Below are 25,781 nucleotides of genomic sequence, written 5' to 3' on the forward strand. Positions count from 1 at the left end.
CGAATCTGTCAGTGAATCTGTCGGTGACGCCATGTCAATTCTCCAGACTGGTCTCGCTTTTCGTCGGAGACTCCGGTAGGAAGGAAAAGGCCAGGGAATTGTCCGGCCATCCGGCCGACGGAGATCCCGGTCATGCGGAGGGGAAAGAGAAGATGCGAATCTCGTCTCGGATCATGCGCGGTTGTCGCGAAAGCGTCGAACGCGCCGAACACGAACTGATCGCGCTGTCCAGGAGTATTCACGCCGAGCCGGAGACCGCGTTCAAGGAGCACCGCAGCGCCGCCAAGGTGAGCGGCCTGCTGCGGGACGAGGGATTCGAGGTGGTGCCCGGCGCCGGCGGCCTGGACACCGCGTTCACCGCCCGCTACGGCAGCGGCCCGCTCACGGTCGGGCTGTGCGCGGAGTACGACGCGCTGCCGGGCCTCGGCCACGCCTGCGGCCACAACATCATCGCCGCCTCGTCGGTGGGCGCGGCCCTGGCGCTGAGGGACGTGGCCGACGACCTCGGCATCACCGTCATGGTGCTGGGCACCCCGGCCGAGGAGGAGGGCGGCGGCAAGATCGCCATGCTGGAGGCCGGCGTCTTCGACGAGGTGTCGATGGCGATGCTCGTCCACCCGGCCCCCGAGGACAACTGCGCTCCCCGCCCCCTCGCCCTGGTCGAGCTCGAAGTCCGCTACACCGGACGGGAGTCGCACTCCGCACTCGCCCCGCACCTGGGCGTCAACGCCGCCGACGCCCTGACCGTGGCGGAGGTCGCCGTCGGCGTGGGCCGCCAGCACTTCGAGCCGCGGCAGCAGGTGCACGGCATCGTGACCCGGGGCGGCGAGGTGCCCAACGTGGTCCCCGCGCACACCAGCGCCCTGTACAACCTGCGGGCCGGCGACATGGAGTCCCTGGGGCGCCTCGAAGCACGCGTCAGGGCCTGCTTCGAGGGCGGCGCCGTCGCCACCGGCTGCACCCACGAGGTCCGCTCGACACCCGCGTACGCCGAACTGGCCCACGATCCGTTCCTGGTGGCGGCCTACCGGGCGGCGGCGACCGAACTGGGCCGCCCCCTGGTGTCCCCGGAGGAGGAGCGCGCGATGCCCACCGGCAGCACCGACATGGGCAACGTCAGCCGGGTCCTGCCCAGCGTGCACCCCAGCATCGGCATCGACAGCGGCGGCGCGGTCAACCACCAGCCGGAGTTCGCCCGGGCCTGCGTGGCCCCGGCCGCCGACCGGGCGCTGCTCCAGGCGTCCGTCGCACTGGCCTGGACGGCGGTGCAGGCCGCCGAGGACGACCAGGCCCGGGAGCGGCTGCTCACGGCCCACGCGGCTCGTCGCGACGCGGGCCGCACTGCTCGTCGGGACGCGGGCCGCACGGCCGGCTGACCGCCGCCGGCCGGGCCTGCCCGGCCGGGCAGGCCCGGACGCCCCGGCCGCGGCGGTGCTGCGGCCGGGGCCGCCCGGTGCCCCCGCGGGTGCGGGGCGTGCGGGGGTCACGGAAGCCGCACCACCGTCTCGCCCTCGGCGGTGTCGATGTGCACCGCCGAGATGCGGGGGCCGGCCGCGGGGTCGACCAGGACGTCGAGCGCGGCGAGTCCGGGCCACCGGTCCGCCCAAGCCCGCTCCGGCTCCCGCGCCGGGCCCGTCTCAAGGCGCCGCAGCGCCTTCGGGCACACCCGGTGCCCAGCGGCCTTGAGATCGCCCGGCACCCGTGCCGCGCGCGCCTGCGGGTCGCTGTAGCTCAGGAAGAACGGCAGCACCCGGCTGCGCCACGACAGGTCGAACGCCGCCTCCGCCCACGGCACGCTCCCTCCGTCGGCCCGGACGGACTCGCCGCGGAAGAGGTCCGGATCCGCTCCGGTGACCGTCTCCACCGCGCGTGCGGTGGACTCGATGTCGTCGGTCAGCGCCGCCCAGTTGAGGAAGTCCGGCCCGTCCGCCGTCCGTTCCAGGAACAGCCGGCCGAAGTCCTCGCCCGCCAGCCGCCGTTCGTCGTGGGTGACGAGCAGCTCCAGGTACTGCACGTCGGGCGTGTCGAAGGGCACCACCCAGCTCGCCGTGCCGTCCGGGTTGGGGCTGCCGTCGGTGATGCCGAACCCGTACTCGTCCCACAGCAGTTCGCGCAGCGGCTCGATGGTCCGCGCGCCGAGGATCACATGGTCGATGCGCATCAGGAGGCACCGCCCAGGGCGTGCGAGGGGCACATGCTGTACGGCAGGGCCTCCCAGTCGTCGCCGACCAGGCCGGCCGCCATGCCCTTGCCGGTGGCGCGCGCCGAGAGCAGCCCGTGCCCGGCGTGGCCGGCCGACAGGAAGATCCGCTCGTGGCCGGGCAGCGCGCCCGCCAGCGGCCGTCCGGTGCCGGACACCGGGCGCAGTCCGGCGCGGAGCTCCACGGGCACCGAGTCCGCGAGCCCCGGCATGACGGTCGTGGCGAACCGCAGCAGGTTGGCGATGCCCTGGGTGGTCACGTGCTCGGCGAAGCCCGTGTCCTCCTCCGTCGCACCGACGATCACGTCGTCACCGACCCCGGGCGCGAGGTAGTAGGCGGAGGACAGGATGCAGTTCAGCTCCTCGTCGGTCCGCAGCACGGCCATCTGCCCGCGCTGCGGCCGGACTCCGGTCGCCTCGGCCAGGCCCTTGCCCGAGCTCCAGGCGCCGGCGGTGATCACCACCCGGTCCGCGCGGAGCGTCCCGTCCGAGGTCACCACCGAGACGGCCGCGCCCTCCTCGCGCACCTCCCGGACCGTGACGCCCTGTTGCCAGTCGACGCCCCGGGCCAGGCACCGGCGCCGTACGGCGTCCAGGTAGCGGCGGCCGTCGATCATCAGCCCGTCCGGGTCGAGGAGGTAGCGCCTACTGGTCGGCAGCTTGAGCCCGGGCGCGGCCTGCGCGAGGGCGTCGCCCTCCACCCAGTCGCCGACGCCGAGCCCGCTCAGCACGTCGCCGTGGGCCTCGACGTCCGTCTCGCGCAGGGCGCGCAGGATGGGCCTGGCCACGCTGAACGCGCCGTACTCCGGTTCCAGCCGGGCGACGTCGGCGTCCAGGTCCCGCTTGGCGGTGCGCAGCCAGTCGTAGAACTCCCGGTCGGTGAGGTAGCGCAGCGAGGGGACCGCCACCCCCGCCGCGCGGTTGGTCGAGTGCCCGGGTTCGGCGCCGGAGTCGAGGACCCGGACGGACGCCCCGCTGTCGCTCAACTCCTCGGCGAGGCAGGCGCCGACGATCCCTCCGCCGATGAGCGTGAAGTCAGGGGGTGATGACGGTGACGACGGCATGTCCTGCACCTTCCATTTCGGCCGCGCCGGCGAGTACCAGCGAGCGGGTGGTCACGTCGCTGTCGCTGTGGACAGCCATGGGTGGGCCGGCCAGGCCGCGGGCCTGGCGCAGCAGATGGACGGGTTTGCCCCGCAGGGCGAGGCGGAACCAGCCGCCGGGCCGGTTCGCGACCCTGGCCAGGCACTGGAGCCGGACGGTGCCGTCGCCGTGGTAGCGCTGGAGGCCTTCCACGCACCAGACGAGTTCCACCGCGTCCGGGGGCACCTCGGCCAGGGGCCCGCCGAGTTCGAGCCGGGCCAGCGGCGGCGGGCCGAACCCGCCGGTGTCGTGGTCCCACACGGCCCGGCCGAGCGCGATGCCCTCGGCGAGCGGGGGCGGCGGGCAGATCCGGCCGCCGTCGACCAGGACGGTGGGCAGCGCCGGGTCGCCCCGGTCGTCCAGCCCCGACCCGGGCGGCGCCGACCCGTCCAGCGCCGACCCGGGCGGCGCCGACGGCAGGTCGGTCAGGGTCAGCTGCGGCAGGATGCGCCGCCCCGCCAGCCGGGCGGCGGTCGCGCGACCCCCGCGCGAGGTCAGCGAGAAGGCCGCACCGGCCACCAGCACCGACGCCGCGGACGGCCGCAGCAGCAGCGGCCGCTCGCGCCAGTCGTCCGGCGGGTCGGCCGGTACGAACGGCTCCGAGAGCGCCCCGAGTTCGTCCCAGGGCAGCGCCTCCACGAGCCCGGCCGGATCCCCCGGGCCGCTGGTGCCGAGCAGTACGGGACCGCCGGGGGTCTCGACGCGGGCCAGCAACTCGGCCCGCCGGGACACCGGCAGGCCGTCGCCGTCACGCCACTCGTGGATCTGCGCCACCGCGCTCTGGAGCCCGGCGACGGCCGACGCCGTCCGTTCGGCCGCCTCGGTGAGCAGCAGCCCGGTCTCCTTGCCCGCGTCCTGGTCCGCCGATCCGGCGACCCGCCGGGAGCCGGTGACCCGGCCCGTCGCGTCCCGTTCGAGGCGCAGGGTGTCGAGCGAGACGGTCAGCCGCGGCGCGCCGCGGGTGGGCGTGACGATTCCGGAGGCACGGATCCTGGTCTCAGCCACGGGCCACCGCCCGCAGCCCGACGAGCCCGGCCGGCAGCCGGAACCCGGCGTTCGCGAACGACACCGGCACCGGGTACTGCCCCAGCTTCCCGCAGCCCCCGGTGGCCCGCAGGTAGGCGGCGACCCGGTGCTCGTAGGGCCGCAGACCCGCGAGCACCCGCGCTCCGTCACCGGTCACCGTCAGCGGGCCCAGCCGGGCGGTGCTGCCGTCGACGCGGTGCAGCAAGGAGAACGGGGCGTGGAAGACGAAGGCGCCCGAGGCGATGTTCATCATGTCCAGCCGCAGCCCGTACGGGGCGATCCAGTCGCCCGAGGGCGGCTCCGGCTCGGCCGCGGGCTCGATCAGGGCCACGGTGTGGGTCATCCGGGGGATCGCCGGGTGCCGGTAGCTCTGTTTGCGCCCATGGCCCGTGCCGGGGCCGCCGCCGAGCAGGGCGGCGAGCGCCCGGTCGGTCATCGGCGGCCCCACCGTGCCCCGGTCGATCAGCCGCAGGGTGCGGCACGGGGTGCCCTCGTCGTCGAACGGACTGCGGTAGCCCGGCCCGTCGTGCGCACCGCCGTCGAGCACCGACAGCCACGCGGGTGCGACCGGCCGCCCGGCGCGCGCCCCGAGGTAGCTCGTTCCGGACGCGACCACGTCGGCCTCCATCGGGTGTCCGACGATCTCGTGGAAGAACGCCCCGGCGAGGCCGGGCAGCAGCACGAGGTCGGCGCCGTCCGGGAGTTCGGCGGCGAGCGGCAGTGCGAGGCGTTCGCGCACCGCCTCGGCCGTCCGCACGGCCGCGTCCCGCAGCCCGCCCGGGTCGGAGCCCGCAGGAGCGCACAGCAGCGACCGGGAGTGGACGGTGCCGTCGTCACCGGTCAGCCTGGTCTCCAGGGTCGTGACGATCCGCTCGGTGGTGGCGACGCGGTCCGCGCCGCCGGCGGCGACGTGCTGCTGGGCCACCCCCAGGGTCAGCTCCGCGCCGGTCTCGGCGGCGATCCCGGCGAGCTCGGCGCGCAGCTCGGGGGTCAGCTCGAACAGCGGCCGTTCCTGCACCTCGCGCAGCGCGTCGGCGGCCTCCGGGGCCGCCCCGGCGGCGCCCGAGGCCAGTAGGTCGTCGCCGTCGGCGAAGCGGTGCTCGGTGAAGCCCCGGTCGAGGTGCCGTTCGACGCTCATTCCGCGCACCGAGGTCCGCTCGGTGGAGACGGTGCCGTCCGGGAGCACGTCGGCCCGCATCCGCAGCGAGTGCTCGGCGAAGAGCGTGGTGTGCGTCATCGCGTGCTGCTCCCTTCGCTGTTGGTGCCGCTGTCGGTGCCGCAGCTGCCGATGATCTGCATCCGCAGCTCGCTGGTGTAGCGCCGGCCCTCGCCGTCGCGCAGCCACAGCTCGTCCGGCCCCGGCGCCATCCGCTCCACGCCCAACTGCTCGGCGCCGCGCGCCACATGGCTGATCAGGTCCGCCGCGAGCGGTGAGGCCAGGTCGATTAGGTACGGCTTGCGCTCATGGGCGCTGCGGCAGAAGACGAACCGCGTTCCGGTGTCCCGGGCCAGCCTGCGCAGCGCGAGGAACCGCGCTTCGGGTTCCGGTGCCGCGAGCGCCGCGGTGGGCACCTGCCACCGGGACCGCTGCAGGACGACCGATCCCAGGGCCACTTCGGGCTGTGCGTCCTCGGTGGTGAAGGTGGGGTGGAGCACCTGCGGATGCGAAAGGGCGGCGATCGGGGCGTACTTGACGAAGTCGCTCAGCGGGACGTACGCGCTGACCGCCTTGCCGTCCGGATCGTGCAGGGTGACGTCGTGCGGCCCGATGCGGACGGTGAGGTCCTCCGGCTTCAGCAGCTCCGGCTGGTCGTGGTCGGTCCAGGTCAGCGGGCGCATCGCGACCTCACGGCCGGGGAAGCGGTAGTAGCCCTTGTTGCGGCGCCCGAAGTCGAGGCCGACGACCGTGCCGTCCTGCGCGGCCGTCCAGGCGGCAGCGTCCGCGCCGAGCCGGTCCGGATCCGGGTGCATCGTGCCCAGCCAGCTGCGCACCAGCAGGTGGTGGTGGGCGCGGGAGAGGACGAGCGGGGCGTCCGCGCCGAGCCCGGCGGCGTCCGGCGCCGCGGGGCACAGGTCGATGACCGCGTACCGGTCGCCGTCCAGCGCCCCGGCCTCCTCGGTCAGCCGCTCGACCTCGGCCCGCCAGTCGGCGCCGGGGTAGACGGGTGCGTGGGCCGCCTGGAAGGTGCTGGTCGAGTCGGACCGGCTCGCGGCCGCTCGGGTCGCGTACGCGAGGAGGTCCAACTCCGTGGCCGGTGCCCCGGCTGGGCTCGTTTCTCCTGCGGTCCCGTCCGTGAAGGCGTCGCGCACTGCGGCCGCCGCGGCGCGCTGGGCGGCCTGCCCGTGCGCGGTGCACACCTCCAGCACGGGGGCGAGCTGCCGCTCCCAGTCGCCGACCAGCCCGGCTCCGAGGGTCAGCGCGAAGGGCGACGCGCACTCCTCGAAGAACACGGCGCGGTCGGCGTACGCCGCACCGGCGCCCCGCCTGGCCGGCCTGCCGGTGAACTCGGTGAACCGCTCCTCCAGGGCGGCGACGGCGGCCGCCTTGCGGTCCAGCGGCGCCTGCGCCAACTCTCCGATGAGGGAGGCGAGTTCGGCCACCCGGTCGAGCCACAGCTCGCGGGCCGGTGAGGCGGGCAGCGCGGAGAGCTGGTCCCGCAGCGTCGCGAGGGGCTCCAGGTCGTAGTCGCCGCCGCCGAGGCCGATGGTGACGGCTTCCTCGGCCACCAGCCGCATCAGCGTCCTGGCCACGTCGCGGGCCGGCTGCCCGGCGGCGCGCACCACGTCGCGGAACACCGTTCCGTCCGCGGCCACGAGCGGCAGCAGCGGCTCCCGCGCCGCGTCACCCCGTCCGGTGGAGTGGAACGCGAGATGCGGAAGGACCCTGGGGTCCCGGGCGATCGCCGTGGCCAGCGCACGCGCCGCCCAGTGCGAGAAGAACACCCGGCGGACGCGGGGCACGTCGTCGCGCAGCACGGCACCCTCGCCCTCGCCCACCGTGCCGTACGCCATGGGCCCGAAGAAGCTCACCGTCTCGTTCTTCGCGCAGAACCGCTGCACGTACGTGAACATCTGCCGGCGCACCCGGCGCCAGCGCGAGGTCAGCGGGCCTTCGTACGCCAGCAGCGGGAGCAGCATGTTGCGGTACGCGTCCGGGTTGGACAGGAACACGGCCTCGGAGACCCCCGGATCCGCCAGCAGGTCCCGCAGCCGCTTTCCGGCCTCGTCGTCGGCCTGCCGGCAGGCGAGCGCGTAGCGTTCCCAGGCGTCGGCCCAGGCGCTCACCGCCCGGCTCCACTGCGGCCCGCCGGACGACGCCGGCAGCTGCCGCGCCCGTCCGCGCAGCACGTCGGAGCGCAGCGACTCGGCGCGGGGCCCGCTGAACTGCGTCTCCACCAACTCCAGGACGGTCCGTTCGCGGTCGAGCAGCTCGTCCGCGAGTTCCAGCAGGGAGTGGGGCGCGCCCAGCTCCTCCAGCCAGTCGAACGGCATTCCCGCATGGCGCAGGATGAACTCCCGCCCGATGCGCCACTGTCGGCTCACTGGCTCCTCCGCATCACACCGGCCTGGACCAGCCGGTCGGTCAGTTTCCTTCGGGCACCGTCGCTGATCCGGTCCAGGACGGCGGTGTCGCCGGACGAGAGCCGCTCCACGACCGGCGTCAGCTTCGGATGCAGCCGGAACGCGCTGCCCGTCCGCAGGTTCACCACGAATGAACCCGGGCCCTGGCCGTCCGGGCCGGGCCCCTCCCCGGCGACGGCGGCGGCCGACGGCTCCCACACCGTCGTCCCGTCCGGTGCGGCGAGCACGCAGCAGGCGAACCGGCCGGGGAACAGGTCGGCCACGGCGCCGAGTTCGGCGTTGAGTGCGCCGATCGCCGCGGTGCGCGCCGTTTCGTCGAGTGTCCCGGGCCCGCTGAACCGGTCCCAGCGGGGCAGGTCGTTGCCCGGGGTCGTGTGCCGGATCAGCGGCACGCCGCCCCAGGCCTGCGGTGCCGCGCCGCCCCGGGCCGTCGGCAGCCGGAACGGGCTGAGCCCCGCGAGCCGGGGCCCCGGCCCGGACAGCAGGCTCCGCGCCGTGCCGGCCGTCTCCTCGGCACTCACCCCGGGCGCCCCGACGAGCAGTTCGACCCGGAGCAGGGCCCCGTCCACCGCGTCCAGGACGGTCCGCAGATCGGTACGGCGGCCGTCCGCCCCCGTCACCTCGGCCCAGGACTCCAGCCGTGCCACGGTCAGCGCCGCGCCCCGGCACTCGCGCCACGCCTCGGCGGGCAGCGCCGCCGCCTCGTCCGGGGCCAGCCAGCCCGCCCAGGGGGCGCCGGCCGGCCAGTCGGCCGCGCGGCGGACCCAGCGGACCGGCGTGCCGTCCCCCGACCACTCCTTGCCCAGCCGCCAGGCCGGCGCCCAGTCGTCGAAGCCCGCTGCCGCCGAGAACGGGGCGAGCGCGCGCAGCGCCTCCCGGTGCGCGGTGGCGAAACGCCCGCACAGCACGACCCGTGCGGGGCCGAGCGCCTCCAGGAGCACTGCGGCCGCCGGGAGTTGCTGGTCGGTCTCGATCACCAGGTGCACCCGCCCGTCCGGGGCCGCCGCACGCGTCCACCGCGCCTCGGGCCCCAGCAGCTCGGTCCGCTGCGCGGCCAGCACCACATCGGCCCCGCACTCGGTGGTGCCGCCGACGAGTTCCACGTCGTCCGCGGCCAGCCGCAGGGCCGGATCGGCCTCGCCCGCCAGCCGTAGCGCCATGCCCATGGCCCGCAGCCGGCCCGCGGCCTGGCCGCCCCGCGCGGTGACCAGTGCGGCGGCCCGCGCGAACAGCGCCCTGGTCCGGTTCTCCGTGGGGTCGGCCCCGCCGCGCCTGCCGAGGTCGTAGTCGTCGGCCAGCGCGGCGAGTGCCCCGGTGTCCGCGAGGCGTGCGACGAAGTGCGCGTTCACGTCGATCAGTTGGTCGTCCGGCCCGAGCTCCGGTTCCAGACTCGGATCGAACAGGGGAGGGAGCACCACCCGGCGCGTCACCGCTCACCACCGCCCCGCAGATACACACAGCGCAGCTCGGAGGCGAAGCGCAGCTCCCCGTCCCGCAGCCAGGCGTCCTCGGGTGCGGGCAGCGTCTCGGACAGCAGGAGCTGTTCCGCCGTGCCCGCCAGCCGGGCCATGCCCTTGAGGAGTTCGGGGCTCGCGGTGTCCACGTACACCGGTTTGCGTTCGGCCGGTGACTTCGCGAAGAAGCGGTCGGGCAGGCCCCGTTCCCGGAGCAGCCGGGCCGTGGCGAGCAGCCGCTCGGCGTCGCGCTGGCTGCCGTGCGCCTCCAGCAGCGCCGCGCTCGGCAGCGCCCAACGGCGCCGCGAGAACACCACGTTGCCCCAGCGCAGCCGCGGCACGTGCGGCAGGTCCGGCAGCACCGGGCGGCGGATCCGGGGCAGTGCCAGCGCGGTGTGCACGGCGGTGTCGAGCTCGCCGTTGTGGAACAGCAGGCTCCGGCCGGGGTGGGTGTCGCCGCGCAGGACGACCCGTTCGCCGTCGCTCTCCAGCCACAGCTGGTCCAGGCCGATCCGCTCCCGGTCCGGGCCGGCGATGCCGCCCAGTTCGAGCACCACCCCGGGGAACTCCAGCGGCGGCAGCCCGGTCGTACGACGGGAGATCACATTGACGGCCACCTGGTCGCCCAGGGCCCTGCGCACCCCGGCGTCCCGCTCGGCGAGCAGCGCCGCGGCGTCCGGATGGAACTGCAGCGCCCACGGGGTGAGCAGCGCCGCGTCGTGGATGTCGCCGAGTATGAGCGGGGTCACCCCCGGCTGGTATCCGGCCAGGTCGGGAGCCGCGATCAGGACGTCGATGGAGCACAGCACCGGGGCGGCGGGCGGTGGCGGTGCGGCTAGGTCCTGTCCGGTCGATCTTGGTGGATCAGCCCGCGGCGTTGGGCGCCCGGCTGGGCGTGCGCCCGGATCGTCCTCGTACTGGGCCGTACTTGGGCGATTCGGGCGTGCGTCCAGGCGGGATGCCCGGCGTCGCGGGCCCGCCAAGATCGGCCGGACAGGGCCTAGCAGCCCCGCCACGTCGAGTTCGGCCCGGTCCGCGCCTTCGGCCCCGATTACTCGGCTCAGTTCGGCGCCGAGCTCTCCGCCCGGCTCGATGGCGAGGTCCGCGCACTCCCGCAGCGCCCGCAGCAGCGGGATGCGTCCCGCTCCCAGCCGGGCCGCGACCGCCCGGTTGGTGCGTACGCGGGTCGCCTCGGCCTCGTGGGCCAGCAGGTCGAGCACCGGCGCGACGGCGTCGCACATGTCGCGGGCCAGCGGTCCGCGGACCTCCAGCCGGGCCGTGCCGACGGCGGCCTCGTGGATGATGACCCGGTCGTTGTAGAAGCGGCCGCGTTCCGCCGAGCGGTCGGCGACGGGCAGCAGCGCCTCCAGTTCGGCCTGGACGGTCAGCTTCTGCTCGGGCGGCGCCGACGGGTAGCCGTCGAGCAGTTCGAGCACCTTCACCAGCAGGGCCCGCACCCCGGCCGCGCGGGCGGCCGTCTCGGTGTCCGAGGCGTCGATGCGTTCCAGGGTCCAGCGTAGCGGGTCGACCACGGTCGCCGGCGGGCACAGGGTGTGCGTCAGCGTCCCCTTCGCCACGGCGGCCGCGAACGCCTCCACCGCCTCCAGGGCGCCGGCACCGCACCCGGACGCGATCCGGGCCACCGTCCGTACGCCGTCGGCCTCCCGCAGCAGCGCCGCGCCGACGCCCGTGCCGCGGGGCGGCCCCGTCATCGTCTTGCGCACCGGCGCCAGCCGCTCGGCCAGCGCCGGATCGCCCAGCAGCAGGCCTTGCACGGCGTCGTTGACCCGGGCCGCGGTGTGCGCCTGGCGGACCGGGATCGCGGTGTGGCCCTCCCAGTCCAGCGCCGTGGCGGCGTCGGAGCCGGGGCTGAGCCTGCCGTAGTTGATGGGCCCGAAGAAGCTCATCGTCTCGCTCTTGGACGCCAGCCGCTGTGCGTAGGAGGCGAGTTGGCGCCGGATCCGGCCGCCGGCCGCACCCCGTGCGAGATCGCGGTGGACGGCGGGCGACGAGCAGACGATGGCGTCGTTGACCCGCGGATCGGTGCGGACGGCGGCGAGCGCCTCGTCGACCGCCGCCGTGTCGGCCTCGACGGTGGCGGCGAGCCGCTCCCGCACCGCGCTCACCTGCTCCGCCGCGGCGTTCCACTCGGCCAGCCAGTCGGCAGGCAGGTTGTCCGACGCGGGCAGCGGCCGCAGACCGCGCAACTTGGCCTGCTGGCCCCGGGACAGCCGGCCCGCCGGGTGCAGCCGTGACGCCACGTCGGCCGACCGGGCCTCCAGGGCGAACAGCTCCTCGATGAGCAGACGGGTCCGTTCACAGGCCAGTCGCTCGACCATCTGCCAGGGGAACCCGGCGCTGCGCAGGACGACCGTGGGCAGCAGCTCCCAGCCGTGCCGCCGCGCCGTCGATTCCTGTGGCGACAGGTCGGCTTGGTCGGATCGGTCGGATCGGTGGGTCATGACGACGCTCGCTTCATGGCGATCCGGAACTCCGAGGTCACGGGGGCCCCGCCGTGGCGCAGCCACAGCGCGTCCGGGGCCGGCCTCATCTCGGCCAGCGACACCGTCGCGCTGTCACCGGCCAGCACCATCGCCACCAGTGCGTCGACGGCCAGCGGACTGTCCAGGTCGATCCCGACCGGTTTCGGCTCGTGCGCGAGGGAGGCGAAGCAGAACCGGGGCACTCCGTGCCGGGCCCGCAGCGACTGGACGGCGAGGAAGGCGGCGGCGGGGTCGCGTGCCGCGTCGACCCCGAGGTCGGCACGGTCGAACCACCAGCGGGCCCGCTGCACGAGCAGGTCGCCGACCACGATCCTCGGCGCGAAGTCCCCGATCCGCACCAGCGGCAGCCCCACCCCGGGTGCGGCGAAGGCCCGCAGGTGCACATGGTCGTCCTCGCCGGCGTACAGGGTCAGTTCACCGTCCGGGGTGCGCAGCCGGGGCGTGCCGTCCACCAGGGCGACGGTCAGATCGGTCAGCGGCACGGTCCGCTCCCGGTCGTCGGTGGCCACCGAGGTGATCTCGATGAAGCGGCCCGGGAACCAGTCGGCCACCAGGCCCTTGTGGCGCCTGCGGCGGATCACCGTGGCCAGCCGCTCGGGGCCGCCCCACGGTTCGAGACCCGCCTCGAAGTCGCTCAGCATCCGGTCCTGTTCGTCGCTGAACAGCCCCTGTGAACCCCAGGCGAAGACGTACGGGTGAAGCTCGCCCAGCACCAGCAGCTCGCCGCCGTCCTCCCGGTTCTCCAGCATCAGATCCGGGCTGACGAAACGGGGCCGGCCGGGCTCGGGCGCGAACCCCGCGAGCTCGGCGGGGGAGAGCCGGGCCTCCTGGCCCTGCACGGCGGACTCCACCAGCGCCGCGTAGTCCCGCTTGAACCCGATCAGCGGCCCGGCGAGCCGGTCCAGACCGCCCGCCTCGACGGAGGCGCGCATCCGGCGGATCAGCTCGTCGTACGGCATGGCGCCGCCGCCCGCCTCACGCAGGATCCCCGCGCACAGCTCGGCCGCCGCGTGCTGCTGGAGCTCGCCGTAGCGGGCGGCCACGTCCAGCACCGGGCTGAGCTCGGACTCCCAGCGCCCGGCCACGTCGCCACCGACCACCACCGGGCTCTGGTCGCCCTTGGCGTCCAGGGACACCACCAGCCGGTCCGCGTACATCCGGCCGCCGGCGCGACGTGCGTCGACCTCGGTGAGCCGGGTGAAGCACTCCTCGACGCGCTCGAGCGCGACCGCCCGGGCACGGTGGCCGTCGGCCGCCGCGTAGGCGTCGCCCAGGTCGCGCAGTTCCCGCAGCCGTGCCGGCCAGGCGGTGTCCTGCGCGTAGCGGTCGGCCCAGGAGACCAGCCAGTCCAGCGGCCGTGCCGCGGTGGACGGCGGCTCGGGCCAGAGCCGGACGGCCCCCGCCTGCCGCAGCCGGTCCAGGACCCGGCGCGTCTGCGCGAGGTCGAGTCCTGCCAGCGCCGCCAGTTCGGCGGGGGAACGCCGCCCGTCGACGGCCTCGGCGAGCTGCCACCGCACCCCGGACAGGGTGATCCGGCGGCCGTCGGCGGACTGGATCGTCCCCGACCCCGGTGCCCCGCCTGGTGTCCCGCCCGGCACCTCGCCCGGTGTCCGGCGGCAGGACGGTATCCAGGCCACCGGCGGGCGGTCCCGCACCTGCGGGTCCGTGCCGATGAGCTTGGCCAGCTCGCACACGGCCCAGAACGCGGTCTGCGCCTCCAGGAGGTGGTAGCCGCAGGCCGTCTCGGGGCCGAGGACGGTGCCCTCGGCGCCACGGTCGACCCGGCCGTGCACCAGCGGACCGAAGAAGCTGGTCGTCTCGTTCTTCGCGCCGAGCCGCTGGCCGTACAGGTAGACGCGGCGGTAGAAGGACCGGTCCTTGGCGCGGTTGCGGCCTGTCGTACTGTCCTGCTGCTGCCAGCCGTCGACCCAGCGCACCGCCTCGGTGTGGAAGGACGGCGACAGCTGGAGCAGTGCGTCGCACACCCGCTCGTCGCGGAGCACGTCGCGGACCCGCTCCGGCCGCCGCAGCACCTCCTCACCCAGGGCGGTGGTCAGCCGCTCGCCCGCCTGCTGCTGAGCGGAGTGCGCCGCGCGGTAGCCGTCGACCGCCGATGCCACCGCCGATGCCACCGTCGATGCCACGTCGCCGCCGCGCGGGTCGTGCTCCACCGGCAGCCGGCGGCCCACCCGGCCGCGCAGCTTCGACAGTTCGCGCAGTCCGGCCCGGTCCCGCTCGCGGTCGGCGCCGGTGACGACCTTGGCGATCGCCTCCTGGAGCCGGGCGCGGCTCTGCTCGAACCGCGCCACCGCCTCCCGGTACTCCGCGGCCGCGGCACCCGCCGGCCCGTCACCGAGAGCGGTCAGCAGGCCGATGCCGAAGCCCGCCCTGCGCAGCAGCAGCCGATCGTAGAGCTGCCACCTGGCCCGCTGTCCCGTCTCCCCCTGGGTCGCATGGTCCGTCATGGCCTCAGTCCTGAAAGTTGATCAGGTCGAACGGGCGGTTGAGCTTGGTCCGCGGCTTGGGCAGCAGCCCTTGCAGGTCACCGCCGTCGGCGACGGCCTTGGCGAGGGCGTCCGCCGCACCGGGACGGGTGAGGCTCAGCGGCGCCATGGCCGCCACCGACCCGGCCGCGGTCACGGAGCCGGTCGTCATCACCCGACCCGCCTGGGCCAGCGCGATGCGGTACGGGTCGCCCAGCAGCCGCGCCGCGGCCTCGGCGCGCTCGTACTGCTCGGCGCCCGTCCTCGCGTCACCGCCGGAGGCGTGCAGCATGCCCAGTTCGAGGCGCACTTCGGTCTCGTGGAAGCGGTCACCCAGCTCGGCCGCGTTCACCAGCGTGGTGTCCAGGTCCGCCAGGGCGGCGTCCCGCTCGCCGACGAGCAGCCGCAGCCCGGCGCTGCGGTACGCGTGGTGCTTGCGGAAGCCCGCGTTCGACGAGCCGGCGGCCTGCTTGAACTTCTCCCAGGTCGCCAGGGCCGAGGCGTGCTTGCCCGCCTTCTCCTGGAGCACGCTGATGTTCGAGTACAGGTTGATCCGCAGATGCGCGGCACTGGCGTCGGTCAGACCCGCCATGCAGGCCAGCGCCTGCTTCTCGTGCTCGAAGGCCGCCCCCAGACGCCGCTCCGCGAACAGGGTCAGCCCGCGCAGGTTGTGCAGCCAGCCGCGCTCGCGGCGTACGCTCTCGGGCTCGCCCGGACGTTCCCCGACGACCTCGAAGCCCTGCTCGACCTCGGCGACCGCCTCCGCCAGCCGGTTCTTGCGCTTGGACAGGGTGAGCGCGGAGTACAGGTGCGACTGGGCACGCAGCTCCGGGGACAGGCCGGCGGCGTCCTCCCGGATGGCCCGGAAGCAGGCGAGGGCCGTGTCCTGGTCCCCGCGGAAGCCCGCCTGGATGCCGAGCACCTTGAGCAGGAAACCGCGTACGTCGGCGGTGCCGCGCAGGATCGCCGTCTCGAACTCGATGGCGTGGACGAGCTCCTCCTCGCGCTCCGCCTCGGCGAGCAGCCCGGGTACGCCCGACTCGGGGATGCCGGCGAGCAGCCCGATCGCCTCCTCGGCGACGACCGCCATGCCCTCCCAGTTCGTGGAGAAGAACGCCCGGCGGCAGTAGGCCAGTGCGGCGGCCACCCGGTCCACGGCGGAGCCCTCGGAGTCCCTCGCCCGCAGGAACAGTTCGCCCTCCTCGGACACCGGCTCGAAGCCGGCGTCGGGAGCCGTACCCAGGTCCACGGCCAGGTCGCCCTCGGTGACCGGCAGCCCCATGCGGCGCAGACAGCGCACCCGCTCCCCGCGGTAGTCGGCGTACCGGCCGACCGGCTCACGCACGGACGTCGGCGCGTCCAGCAGCAGTTCGGCGCCCTCGACGAGCTGCGCGTGCTCGAAGGCCCGCATGAAACCGCGCAGCGAGGACAGGTCGGTGCCGCCCATCCCACTGAGCAGCAGGGGCCTGCCCAACTGAGCGGTGCCCGTGCACAGGGCGGTCGCGGCCACCGTCAGCACGCGGTAGACCTGCTCGCTCTCCCGGTGCAGCCGCCGCTCGGACGGCGCGAGCGCGATCTCCTCCAGCGGCGCGGTGCCGGGCGCGGTCTCGGCGGGGAAGAGCTCCGCCCATTCGGACGGGTGCCCGGCCGCGAGCCCGGTGAAGTCGGCGCCCTCGGCGCGCAGGGCGTCGATGCCCGCCCGCAGCCCGCTGTACGAGGCGGCCGGGCCGGTGTTCACGTCGACCAGGACGGAGGCGGTGGATGCGCGGCTCACCTCGGCCGCCCGCGTCACCATCGCGAGGGCTCGGTGGTGGCGAGGGCGAGCGGCGCGATCTTGTTCTCGACCTCGTCGAGGTCGAAGTCGACGTCGTCCAGCTCGTCCAGCGCGTCCAGTTCGGTGTCCTCGGCGGTTTCGGCCCCGGCGGTTTCCGCTTGGGGGGCTTCCGTCCCCTCGGCGGTCTCCTCGGGCTCTGTGGACTTCGCGGTGGACTTCGCGGTGTCTTCCATGGCGCGCTCCATTCGGAATCACGGTCGGACGTGGGAATGCGGATGCGAAGGATCCGGCGTCAGGGCAGCCGGAACCAAAGGCGTGGGCGGGAATCGTGACGGCGGACGTACGGGGGGCGTACGGGGGGCGGCCGCGGTCAGCGGCAGGCCCCGGGCGCTCAGCCGACCGGCGTGCGCATCCGGGCGAACTCGACCACTTGCCGTCCGACGGTGGCCAGTTGCGCGGTGAGATGCGGGTCGCCGGTGCTGTCGCCGGCGCTGTCGTCGGACGCCAGGGTGACGCTCTCCGTGTTGATGGCCACTCCCAGGGGAGTGGGCCAGCCCCTCAGGGCGTGCACGACGGAGCGCAGCCCCGCCAGCGTCGAAGCGGCCTGCGCCCCGCGCGCGGTGACGACACAGCCGACGGCGCGGCCGTGCAGATAGGGACGCGCGTCCTCGCGCAGGTCCTCCAGGTAGTCGAGGGCGTTCTTCACCAGACCGGAGACGCCCCCGTGGTAGGCGGGCGTGCCGATCACCAGGCCGTCGGCGAGGGCGACGGCCTCGACCAGCCGCCGGGCCGCCGGGGTGCGCAGTGACTCCCCCGGTGTGTAGAGCGGCAGTTGGAGTTCCTCGGCACCCAGCAGCAGGGTCCGGGCCCCCGCCGAAGCGGAGGCCGCGAGTACCGCCCGGACCGCCCGTTCCGTCGAGGAACCGGAGCGGACGGTGCCCCCGATGCCGACGATCAGGGGCCCGGCATCGGCTGGGGCACCAACACCGGGATTCTCCACCGAAAGAACGGAACCCTGGTTCGTCTCCAGCACGGTTACCCCAATCTCCTTGACCGGTCGCGGTTTTCGGAGTCTAGACAGGGCGGTTATGCGCTGGTTATGAGCTGGTTATGCGTGGGTTATGCATTGGTTACGCGTGGGCCGGAAGTCTGGTCCACCGTCCGGGCGGACGCGTCCTGGGTGCGCAGAACCCGCTCCAGAAGTCGCTGGGTGTCAGGGCTGACATCGATGTCCAGACCATCCGACATCCGGGCCCGGCACAGCTTGTACCAGGACCTGGCCTGCCCTAACTGGCCCAGGTCGCCGTGAACTTGGATCAGAGTCCGGTAGACGTCCTCCTGGTACGGATCGATGTCCAGCGTGCGGCGGCACATGTCGATGACCTTCGGCAACTCGCCCCGGTCCAGTGCCTCCTGGAGGAGGAAGTCCGCCGCTCCCAGCGCGAGGGACCGCACCCAGTCCCGCTGCTCCCTGGCCCAGTCGGCGGTCTCACCGGGCAGGAAGTCCCCGGTGTGAAGATCGAGCGCCCTGCGGTAGTACTCCGCGGCCGCGTGCGGATCACTTCGGGCCGCCGCCCGGTGCCCTTCGTTGCACAGCCGCTCCAACTCCTCGAAGTCCAGCCAGGCGTCGTGGAGTTTGAGGGAGTACCCGTACTCGCTGCAGACGATCTCCGCGGCCGGCTGCTCCTCCGCGGCCTGCTGCCCGCTGAGTATCTGGTGCACCGCGTGCTTGGCGACCTTGAGCGAGCTGGAGCCCGCCGCCCGGGTGCGGTCGGGCCACAGCGCGGCGTGCAGTTCGTCGCGGTCGACCGTGCGGCCCCGGTTGATGAGGAGGTAAAGGAACAGTGTGCGCGCCTTGCCGGCCCGCCAGCGTCTGACCGGGAGTCCCCCCAAGTCCAGTGAAAAGCCGCCGAGGCAGCGTACGACGGCAAGCGTGGAAATCTCGGTCATGTGGAAACCCTCCTTCTTCGTGGGGGTGACAGGATGCGAACGCGCTGGCGCGGTCGGTGGGTTCAGGCCTGTGGGGGAGGCAACCCGGTCGACCGGTGGTACGACCGGGGTGAGGGCCGGTCGTCTTATCTGTGTTGACGTACGGGAACGGCGTGGCCGTTCGGAGAATGCCGGTCAGACGGACGGCGGGAAGCGGAGTCTCCGGTTCTGTCCGGCTCGCATCCGTGTCCCGGCCTCGACTGTGACGCGACGGCTCGGCGATCGCCTCCGCCCGGGTCGGTGGTCGACCCCGGAAGCCCTCGTCTCACCAGAAGATGCTGATGGTGCACTCGCTCATGGCGAGCCGTCGCGGCATCCTGGAGGGGCCCTCATGCAACTCGGCCTGTTTTCCCCGAACTTCGGCGCACTTTCCGGCCTCGTCGATCGGCGACTTCACGAAGTCGATTCCGAGAAGGCGCCGCCCATCACCACACCCGGGTCGGTGTACGCACGATCGGTGTGCTGATTCCGCTGACACGTCCCACCCCATGACGGCGGCGGCGGAGGCCCGGGCCGGTGTGACGAGCGTGAGCCCGACGGTCGCCCCAGCGGCGGCGACCAGGGTCCCAAGTGGCTTGCGCGGCATGATGTACGTTCTCCAGAGTTGCCTGCCAGGCACCGTCCGGCCGCCCGAGTCAGGAAGATCAGTAATGACTCTGGCTTCTGGGAATAAACAAGCAATGAACAGCAGATACGGCCCCGTCGCCCGCCTGCTTCGGCTCTCCGGGTAGACGAACTACGACGCCCGAAAGTTGAATCAAATCCACCTACCGTTCGTCCCCGCAGGATCACTCAGCGCCAGGCACCGCCCGTCACACTTCCGCGCCGCACCCAGAGGATGAAACCTCGCCAGAGTCCACCCCGGCACCCGCATGCCGAAGCGGCCCACACCCGCCCGACATGCCTCCGGCACCGCCCACCCCACCGCCGGTGGCACGTCCCCAACCGGACGGCGCTGGTGGGGCGGGCGTACGCGTTCGGCGTCCTCGTGGCGGACGTGTGGCCGCCGGCGCCTGCCCGCCGCACGCGACGGCCGTCAACCGGCCCGGCGCAGGTGTCGGGGCCCGGCCGGGCGCGGTTTCGGACAGCGTCGGCGGCGCCGACAGCACGGACCGCTCTCGCCGATCGCGGTCAACGGCAGGACCATCACGACTACCGCGGACGGCTGTTCGTCCACCTCCCCGGCGGCCGGCGTCTCGCGACGGCTCCCGTCCGGCTGGTCGAGCCCGCTGCCGGGAACGGCTCGCGCGGCACGGAGAAACCATTCCAATCGCGAGGTCCCCAGGCCGAGCGCCTCCGCGAGCTGCTGGACGGAGCGGCGCTGTGGTCGGCGCACCCGGCCCCGCTCGATGTCGCTGATCGTCCTCACACTGACCTGGGAACGCCGGGCGAGTTCCTCATGCGTGAATCCCACTTCACGACGAAGCGTCCTCAGCATGCCCCCGAATGCCGAATCCCCTTGTTGTGCCTTCGACACGTCACCCCCAGAATCTTGGCGCGTGGGAGCGCTCCCACACCCATCGGGAGCGTAGCAGCACCTCATGCCCAGGTCAGCCGCGACACGCGGCAGTGGCTCATACCGGAACAACGGAACGTGACGGCCATTCAGTTCGAAGCCGTCCGAGGCCGTCAGGCCGAGGCGCGGACCGTCAGTTCGGTCGGAAGGATCACCTGGCGACGCGGCCGCCCGGGTTCGGCGATCTCCTCGAGCAGCAGCTGAACCATCAACCGCCCCATCGCCTCGGTCGGTTGGCGAACACTGGTGAGGGGCGGCTCGGTGCTACGGGCGATGACGGAGTCGTCGAAGCCGACGACGGCCACGTCTCCCGGCACGCGCCGCCCGGCCTCGCGCAGTGCCCGGAACGCGCCCACGGCCATCAGGTCGGAGGCGCAGAACACGGCATCGAGGGTGGGCATTTCGGCCAGGAGCTCGCACATCGCCGCGTAGCCGCCCGCCTCGGTGAAGTCGCCGTGGGCGACGAGCGCGTCCTCCGGGGCGAGGCCGGCCTCCGTGAGCGCCTCCCGGTACCCCGCCAGGCGTGCCCCGGCCGCCTCCATGGCGAGCGGCCCCGTGATGGTGGCCACTCTGGTGCGGCCGCGCCCGACCAGGTGCCGGACGGCCGCCCGGGCCCCGCCGGCGTTGTCGGCGTGGACGTAGCTCAGCGATTCGCGCTCGGACCGGCGACCGCCCAGTACGGCCGGCATCCCGAGCTGTTCGAGCAGGTCGGGCAACAGGTCGTCCTGGCGCACCGAGACCAGGAGCACCCCGTCGACCCGGCGCGCGGTGAGGTAGCGCGTCAGACGCTCGCGCTCGTCCTCGTTGCGGACCAGGGTCAGCAGCAACTGAAGGTCGGTCGACGCGAGTTCGTCGGAGATCCCGGTGATGACGTCCGCGAAGTACGGCTCCGACCTCAGTCGCGCCAGGCTCTCCGGGACGACCAGGGCGACGACGTCGGTGCGCGAGGTCACGAGGGACCGTGCCGCCTGGTTGGGTACGTAGCCGAGCTCGGCGACGGCGTGCTCCACGGCCTCCCTCGCCCTGGCGCTCACCTTGGGCGAACCGTTGATGACCCGGGACACCGTTCCCCGGCTGACTCCCGCGCGGGCGGCCACGTCCTCCACCGTCGGTCGCGCGGCAGACCGGGCGCTTCCGGGGCCCGGCCTGTCAGTTCGGGTCATGATCACACTCCGGTGTGGCTCACTCTCGGGAGTGGCCATCCTACACGGCGTGAGAGCGCTCCCACCGGCGCTTCCACGGGCGCTTCCACGGGCGCTCCCACGGGCCCGGCCCGTCGGCCGGTCGGGAGGGTGTCCGACCGGCCGACGGAACCGGCGGTCACAGGGGCATGCCCTGCCAGCCGCCGAGGTTGGTGGGCGTCGTGCCCGTGCGGTAGTAGACGCGGCCGTCCGTGCCGATGGCGAACACGTACAGGACACCGCCGCCGTCGACGAGCGCGGTCGGGTAGTCGAGGACGGTGCCGCCGAGGTCCTGCCAGGTGCCGTAGCCGGCGTTCGGGGCGGTCTGGGCGGTGGTGCTCACGCCGCCGCCGCCGTTGCGCTCGAACAGGACGACCCGCCCGCCGAGGTTGGCCATCGCCGGCTCGCCCACTCCTGCGTGGCCGCCGAGGTTGCCCGGGGACTGGCTCCACGGTCCGCCGGGCTGGGTCTGGTAGCTGACGAGCATCGCGCCGGTGCCGGCCTCGCGGTAGGCGAGTTCGATGCGGCCGTCCTGGTCGAGCGCGGCCTTGGGCGGGCTGGCCGGCCGGGAGTTCGGGATCGGGCCCGGGCCGTTGATGGCGTCGTTCGGAGCGGTCTGCCACCAGTTGACGACCCCGTCGCGGGTGCTGGCGAAGACCTCGATCCTCCCGACGCCGTTGCGGATCGCGGTGACCGGGTCCTGGATGTCGGTGCCGTGCAGGTCATCCCAGGTGGTCGTCCAGGCGCCGTTCGGGCTGGTCTGCCGGATGCTGCTGAGGCCGCCGCCGCCGTTCTTGACGAAGAGCTCCAGCCGGCCGTCCTGGGAGGCGACCACCGCGGGCACGCCGACCTGGCCCGCGTTGTCGAGCCCGGCGTTGGGGTTGCCGAGGTCGGCCCAGCTGTCCCGCCACACGCCGTTGGGCGTGGTCTGCGGGACGGAGACGATGTGGTGGTCGGTGAGGCGGCGGGCGAAGACCTCCATCCGGCCGTCGGCGTTGGTGCCGACGGCGATGCCCGGCGCCAGCCGCCCGCCAGGGTCGGCGAACCGTGCCGGGCCGCCCCAACTGCCGTCCCCCTGGCGCCAGTACGTGTAGAGGGAGCCCGCCCGGACGACGAAGACCTGCGGCCGGCCGTCCTGGTTGAGTCCGGCCCAGGAGGTGCCCCGCGACCAGCGGTAGTACATCCGGGAGAACCAGGCGGTTTCGTAGTTCCCCGAGTGGTCGTGGCCGGCGTACTCGGAGACGAACACGCCCTTGGCGCCGACCGTCGCCGGGTCGAGGTTCACCGGGCAGTCGCTGATGTTGTAGTCCCGGTAGTTCACCTGGATCAGCGAGCCGCCGTACTGGCTCGCCGCCACGCCCGCGAACTTCGCGGCGGAGATGTGGTCCGAGTGGTCGTCCTTGTAGCGGGTGTCCGGGAGTTCGTCCTGGGCCCGGAGCACGGTCGGCTGGTACGTCACCATGATCTGCCGCAGCACCTCGACGACGTCCGCCGCCGTGTAGGTCGACGGCCCGGACAGCGGGCTGTCCTTCGGGACGACCGTGGTGTCGGCGCCGCCGTTCAACACGTTGGCGAGCCCGGCGTCGTGCAGGTTGAGGAAGATCAGGTGCACCGGCCGGTCCTTGAGCATGTAACGCTCGACCTGCTTGCCCGCGACCGTCCACGCCTCGACCGTCCAGTGCCCGATCTCGTCGGTCGCCGGGTCGTTGTCGCCGACCCCGGTCATCCGGGAGTAGGCGTTGACGGCGCCCATCTGGCGGTTCCAGGTGCGCAGTGGGTCGCCGGCGGGGTCCCAGCAGCCGCCCACGCACGGGTCACCGGTGATGTTCCCGGCGGTGACGAACACCGTGACGGACGGGGTGCCGTTGCCGAGGGCGTTGGACAGGTCCGGGTTCATGAACAGGATGTCGTCGTCCTCGTGGGCGACGACCTGCATGAACAGAGGCCCGGAGCCGGCGGCCATACGTGCGGCCGTACCCGTACCCGTACCCGTGGCCGCGGAGGCGCGGGTCGCGGTCCCCTTGGCCAGGACGGGTGCGGCGAGGGCGGTCAGCGCGAGGGAGGTGAGGAGTTGCCGTCGTCCGATTGCCATGTGATTTCCCCTCATTCGAGATTCGAGGTCGGCAGGTGATCACGCCAGGAGGAGATTGGCGGATTGTAGGGCGGGAAGTGCCCGAGACGGTATATCGCAAATCCCGTCAGGCGCGACAGTCAACTGACGTGCAATCAAGCCAATCCGTCTTTTTCTCGCCGATCTTGCCTGTACAGCGCGGTTTCTGCTGGAACTTCCCCATGGTTTCCGCCTGATGTTCCTCCTGGCGAAATCCGGACCGGCGGTGATTGCATGGTGGATGGCGAGCGGGCTCCGAGATTTCTCGGCCATTCTCGGACCTCCTCCTTCGGGAAACGGATCGCCACCATTTCTTCGTCACCCGAGCCATGCGGGAATGGTTTTCCGTACCCGGCGAAAGGACTCCTGTGCACGTCACCCACCGCCCACTGCGGGGCCGCCCGTCCGCCATGACGGCAGCCGCCGTCGTCCTCGGCGCGTTCGCCGCCCTGCCGCCCGCGGCCCCGGCGAACGCGGCCGTCGGCTGCGGGCCGGTCCCCGCCGCGCTCCCGTCAGCCCCGGGCGTGCCGCGCCCCGAGTCCTCGGCCTGGACGGGGAGTTGGGGTACCGCCATGAGCCTGGCAGGACCGTCGGCATCCTCGGGCGTGACGGGGCGGCAGACCCTGCGCATGGTCGTCCACACCAGCATCGGCGGCAGCTCCGCCCGGATCCACCTGGTGAACACCTTCAGCCCGGACCCGGTGACCATCGGGCACGTCACCGTCGCGGCCCAGGACAGGACTTCCGCCCGGAACGGGAATCCGGCCACGGCGGCGGCCACGCCGGCCACCCTGACGTTCGGCGGTTCGGGCCGGACCGTCATCCCACCCGGCGGCGAGGTCTACAGCGACCCCGTCGCCTTCCCGGTCACCGCAGACGAGAACCTGCTGGTCAGCCTCTGGCTGCCCGACGGGGTCACCACCGCGCCCTACCACCCGTACACGCTCACCACCTCCTACACCTCCGCCCCCGGCGACGGTGCCGACCGCACCCAGGACACGGGCGGCGCCAACCTCTCCACCCCGTACGCCTACTGGGCCTTCCTCGGCGGCCTGGACGTCACGGCCGCCGGCAGCGACGGGACGGTGGTCGCCCTCGGCGACTCGCAGGTGGACGGCGGGCACACCAACCAGGACTCCAACACCCGCTGGGCCGATGACTACGGGCGCGCCCTCAGCGCCCGACCGGCGCCCGAAGGCATCGTCAACAAGGGCATCTCCGGCAACCGGATCCTCACCGACGGGACGGGAGGACGCGTCGGCTTCGGTCAGAGCGCGCTCAACCGCTTCGACCGGGACGTCCTCTCCCAGACCGGAGTGCGGAGCGTCGTGCTCTACGAGGGCATCAATGACATCACGATGGACGACGCCTCCGACTCCGCGCTCGAGTCGGGGATCCAGCAGCTGGCCTCACGCGCGCACGCGGCCGGGCTGCGCTTCACCGTTGCCACCATCCCCGCTTTCCAGGGCTACACCGACTACACCGCCGCCCGGGACCGGGTGCGCCAGTGCGTCAACGACTGGATCCGCACGACGACGGCTATCGACGGCTTCCACGACTTCGACCGGGCGACCCGCGACCCGCTCAACCCGAGCGCCGCGTTCGCCGGTTACGTCTCCTCCGACCACCTGCACTTCACCACCAACGGGAACACGGCCCTCGCCGAGGTCCTCGCCCCGCGGCCCGCCCCGACCAGCCCCTCCCACACCTTCTCCCAGACGACGGCCGGAGCCTTCCACGGCAAGGGCATCGGCGACCTCGTCGCCCGAGACGACTCGGACGGGCACCTGTACGAGTGGGCGGGGCTGGGAGACGGGTCCTTCACGGCCAGGACCGACCTGACGGCCGGCTGGGGCGCGTTCTCCCAGACCACCGCCGGCGATTTCCGGGGGACCGGTCATGCGGACCTGATGGCGAGGGAGGACGCGACGGGCAACCTGTACATGTGGCCCGGCAATGGGGACGGTACCTTCGCCGGCCGCGTGCTCGCCACCGACGGGTGGGGTCCGTTCTCGCAGACGGTTGCCGGTGACTTCCGGGGCACCGGCCGTGCCGACCTCATCGCCCGCAACGACACCTACGGCGTCCTCGACGAATGGATGAACACGGGCGGAGCCTCCTTCTCCCACGCCTTCCGGCTCACCGACGGCTGGTGACCGGCCGGTCGGCCCGTCCAACTCGTCCTACCCGGCCAATGCGCTTGCACGGGACCACCGTTCGCAGCGGCGGCCCACCGGGCCGGGCGGCTCGCCGAAGGCGAGGAGGACGTCCAGCAGGTCGCCCGGGGCCTCGGCCGTGACGTCGGGTCCGGCGGGCAGGTCGTGCACCGTCCACCGCGGGTGATGGGCCAGGCGTCGGCCGCGGTCTTCCTGGACAAGGGCCACCCGACGACCGTCTGGAACCGCTCGGCCGGCAAGGCCGAGCAGCTCGTCGCCAAGGGCGCGCCCCTCGCCGGCTCGGTCAGGAGCGCGCTCGAGGCGAGCCCGCCGGTCGTCGTCCGTGTCTCGGACTACGACGCCGTGCACAGGTTGCTGGACCCGGCCGCCTCCTCCCTGACCGGCCGCACCCTGGTCAACCTGACCATGGCGAGCTCCACCCAGGCCCGGGAGACCGCCGAGTGGGCGGCCGAGGCCGGCATCGACTACGTCGACGGCGCGATTCTGGCGGTGCCCCAGGCCATTGGCACCGCCGAGGCCACCCTGCTGTAAGCCGGCCCGGAGTCCTGGGGGGGGGGCGGGGGCGGGGGCGGGGGGGGCTGGGGGCCCCGGCGCCACGCGCGCGGGGCACCCCCCCAAGAAAAGAAGTAAGAGAAAAACACA

General features: G+C 73.5%; 18 protein-coding genes. 3 read left to right on the forward strand and 15 right to left on the reverse strand.

Translation table 11 applies throughout. The features are described from left to right. Nucleotides 1-152 precede the first annotated feature (152 nt). On the forward strand, nt 153-1,376 hold the full coding sequence (locus tag ACFVHI_RS13330; protein ID WP_380338714.1) for a M20 family metallopeptidase: 1,224 nt from the start codon (nt 153-155) through the stop codon (nt 1,374-1,376). 107 nt (nt 1,377-1,483) lie between these two features. Here the strand turns inward: ACFVHI_RS13330 and ACFVHI_RS13335 are convergent, their stop codons facing one another. From ACFVHI_RS13335 to ACFVHI_RS13405, 15 genes are all read right to left on the reverse strand, one after another. Then, nucleotides 1,484-2,161, reverse strand: coding sequence for a VOC family protein (locus ACFVHI_RS13335; protein WP_063346295.1), 678 nt, complete (start codon nt 2,159-2,161; stop codon nt 1,484-1,486). Beyond that, nucleotides 2,161-3,264: an FAD-binding oxidoreductase gene (locus ACFVHI_RS13340; protein WP_063346294.1), complete on the reverse strand. Its 1,104-nt coding sequence runs from the start codon at nt 3,262-3,264 to the stop codon at nt 2,161-2,163. The genes ACFVHI_RS13335 and ACFVHI_RS13340 overlap by 1 nt, the downstream gene beginning before the upstream one ends. Continuing rightward, a complete protein-coding gene (locus ACFVHI_RS13345) occupies nt 3,236-4,348 on the reverse strand; it encodes a hypothetical protein (RefSeq protein ID WP_380338718.1) in 1,113 nt (370 codons plus the stop codon). The genes ACFVHI_RS13340 and ACFVHI_RS13345 overlap by 29 nt, the downstream gene beginning before the upstream one ends. Then, nucleotides 4,341-5,606, reverse strand: a complete 1,266-nt coding sequence (locus ACFVHI_RS13350) for a metallopeptidase TldD-related protein (protein ID WP_380338721.1) — start codon at nt 5,604-5,606, stop codon at nt 4,341-4,343. The genes ACFVHI_RS13345 and ACFVHI_RS13350 overlap by 8 nt, the downstream gene beginning before the upstream one ends. Next, a complete protein-coding gene (locus ACFVHI_RS13355; protein ID WP_380338724.1) occupies nt 5,603-7,912 on the reverse strand; it encodes a lantibiotic dehydratase in 2,310 nt (769 codons plus the stop codon). Before ACFVHI_RS13355 ends, ACFVHI_RS13350 begins: the two co-directional genes overlap by 4 nt. After that, entirely contained in the window at nt 7,909-9,369 is a 1,461-nt protein-coding gene (locus ACFVHI_RS13360; RefSeq protein WP_380338727.1) for a hypothetical protein, read from the reverse strand. The genes ACFVHI_RS13355 and ACFVHI_RS13360 overlap by 4 nt, the downstream gene beginning before the upstream one ends. A gap of 8 nt (nt 9,370-9,377) precedes the next feature. Next, nucleotides 9,378-11,867 (reverse strand): lantibiotic dehydratase, encoded by a 2,490-nt coding sequence (locus ACFVHI_RS13365; RefSeq protein WP_380338729.1) that lies wholly within the window; start codon nt 11,865-11,867, stop codon nt 9,378-9,380. Then, nucleotides 11,864-14,374, reverse strand: a complete 2,511-nt coding sequence (locus ACFVHI_RS13370) for a lantibiotic dehydratase (RefSeq protein WP_380338732.1) — start codon at nt 14,372-14,374, stop codon at nt 11,864-11,866. The genes ACFVHI_RS13365 and ACFVHI_RS13370 overlap by 4 nt, the downstream gene beginning before the upstream one ends. A 4-nt stretch (nt 14,375-14,378) precedes the next feature. Further along, entirely contained in the window at nt 14,379-16,166 is a 1,788-nt protein-coding gene (locus ACFVHI_RS13375) for a hypothetical protein (protein WP_380338735.1), read from the reverse strand. A gap of 14 nt (nt 16,167-16,180) precedes the next feature. Next, nucleotides 16,181-16,399, reverse strand: a complete 219-nt coding sequence (locus ACFVHI_RS13380) for an ammosamide/lymphostin RiPP family protein (RefSeq protein ID WP_380338738.1) — start codon at nt 16,397-16,399, stop codon at nt 16,181-16,183. Nucleotides 16,400-16,557: 158 nt separating this feature from the next. Then, nucleotides 16,558-17,199: an NADPH-dependent FMN reductase gene (locus ACFVHI_RS13385; RefSeq protein ID WP_380338740.1), complete on the reverse strand. Its 642-nt coding sequence runs from the start codon at nt 17,197-17,199 to the stop codon at nt 16,558-16,560. 86 nt (nt 17,200-17,285) lie between these two features. Further along, nucleotides 17,286-18,116, reverse strand: coding sequence for a BTAD domain-containing putative transcriptional regulator (locus ACFVHI_RS13390; RefSeq protein WP_380338743.1), 831 nt, complete (start codon nt 18,114-18,116; stop codon nt 17,286-17,288). A 1,075-nt stretch (nt 18,117-19,191) separates the two neighbouring features. Next, a complete protein-coding gene (locus ACFVHI_RS13395; RefSeq protein ID WP_380338746.1) occupies nt 19,192-19,698 on the reverse strand; it encodes a helix-turn-helix domain-containing protein in 507 nt (168 codons plus the stop codon). Nucleotides 19,699-19,784: 86 nt separating this feature from the next. After that, nucleotides 19,785-20,834 carry a LacI family DNA-binding transcriptional regulator gene (locus ACFVHI_RS13400; protein ID WP_063346285.1) on the reverse strand — a complete coding sequence of 350 codons (1,050 nt, stop codon included), beginning with the start codon at nt 20,832-20,834 and terminating at the stop codon, nt 19,785-19,787. A 157-nt stretch (nt 20,835-20,991) separates the two neighbouring features. Continuing rightward, nucleotides 20,992-22,944: a PIG-L family deacetylase gene (locus ACFVHI_RS13405; protein WP_380338750.1), complete on the reverse strand. Its 1,953-nt coding sequence runs from the start codon at nt 22,942-22,944 to the stop codon at nt 20,992-20,994. A gap of 386 nt (nt 22,945-23,330) precedes the next feature. Between ACFVHI_RS13405 and ACFVHI_RS13410 the strand changes: the two genes are divergently transcribed. Both ACFVHI_RS13410 and ACFVHI_RS13415 read left to right on the forward strand, forming a co-directional pair. Continuing rightward, nucleotides 23,331-25,118: an SGNH/GDSL hydrolase family protein gene (locus ACFVHI_RS13410; protein WP_380338752.1), complete on the forward strand. Its 1,788-nt coding sequence runs from the start codon at nt 23,331-23,333 to the stop codon at nt 25,116-25,118. 186 nt (nt 25,119-25,304) lie between these two features. After that, nucleotides 25,305-25,670: an NAD(P)-binding domain-containing protein gene (locus ACFVHI_RS13415; RefSeq protein ID WP_380338755.1), complete on the forward strand. Its 366-nt coding sequence runs from the start codon at nt 25,305-25,307 to the stop codon at nt 25,668-25,670. Nucleotides 25,671-25,781: the final 111 nt, after the last annotated feature.

Source organism: Kitasatospora sp. NPDC127121 (genome assembly GCF_042677305.1).
Taxonomy (GTDB): domain Bacteria; phylum Actinomycetota; class Actinomycetes; order Streptomycetales; family Streptomycetaceae; genus Kitasatospora.

Bases quoted from the DNA above. Each gene is read 5' to 3' on its own strand.
- ACFVHI_RS13340 (WP_063346294.1), bottom strand. From the start codon at position 3,264: ATGCCGTCGTCACCGTCATCACCCCCTGACTTCACGCTCATCGGCGGA.
- ACFVHI_RS13415 (WP_380338755.1), top strand. From the start codon at position 25,305: ATGGGCCAGGCGTCGGCCGCGGTCTTCCTGGACAAGGGCCACCCGACG.
- ACFVHI_RS13380 (WP_380338738.1), bottom strand. From the start codon at position 16,399: ATGGAAGACACCGCGAAGTCCACCGCGAAGTCCACAGAGCCCGAGGAG.
- ACFVHI_RS13370 (WP_380338732.1), bottom strand. From the start codon at position 14,374: ATGACGGACCATGCGACCCAGGGGGAGACGGGACAGCGGGCCAGGTGG.
- ACFVHI_RS13400 (WP_063346285.1), bottom strand. From the start codon at position 20,834: ATGACCCGAACTGACAGGCCGGGCCCCGGAAGCGCCCGGTCTGCCGCG.
- ACFVHI_RS13330 (WP_380338714.1), top strand. From the start codon at position 153: ATGCGAATCTCGTCTCGGATCATGCGCGGTTGTCGCGAAAGCGTCGAA.
- ACFVHI_RS13365 (WP_380338729.1), bottom strand. From the start codon at position 11,867: ATGACCCACCGATCCGACCGATCCGACCAAGCCGACCTGTCGCCACAG.
- ACFVHI_RS13405 (WP_380338750.1), bottom strand. From the start codon at position 22,944: ATGGCAATCGGACGACGGCAACTCCTCACCTCCCTCGCGCTGACCGCC.
- ACFVHI_RS13335 (WP_063346295.1), bottom strand. From the start codon at position 2,161: ATGCGCATCGACCATGTGATCCTCGGCGCGCGGACCATCGAGCCGCTG.
- ACFVHI_RS13350 (WP_380338721.1), bottom strand. From the start codon at position 5,606: ATGACGCACACCACGCTCTTCGCCGAGCACTCGCTGCGGATGCGGGCC.
- ACFVHI_RS13395 (WP_380338746.1), bottom strand. From the start codon at position 19,698: ATGAGGTGCTGCTACGCTCCCGATGGGTGTGGGAGCGCTCCCACGCGC.
- ACFVHI_RS13390 (WP_380338743.1), bottom strand. From the start codon at position 18,116: ATGACCGAGATTTCCACGCTTGCCGTCGTACGCTGCCTCGGCGGCTTT.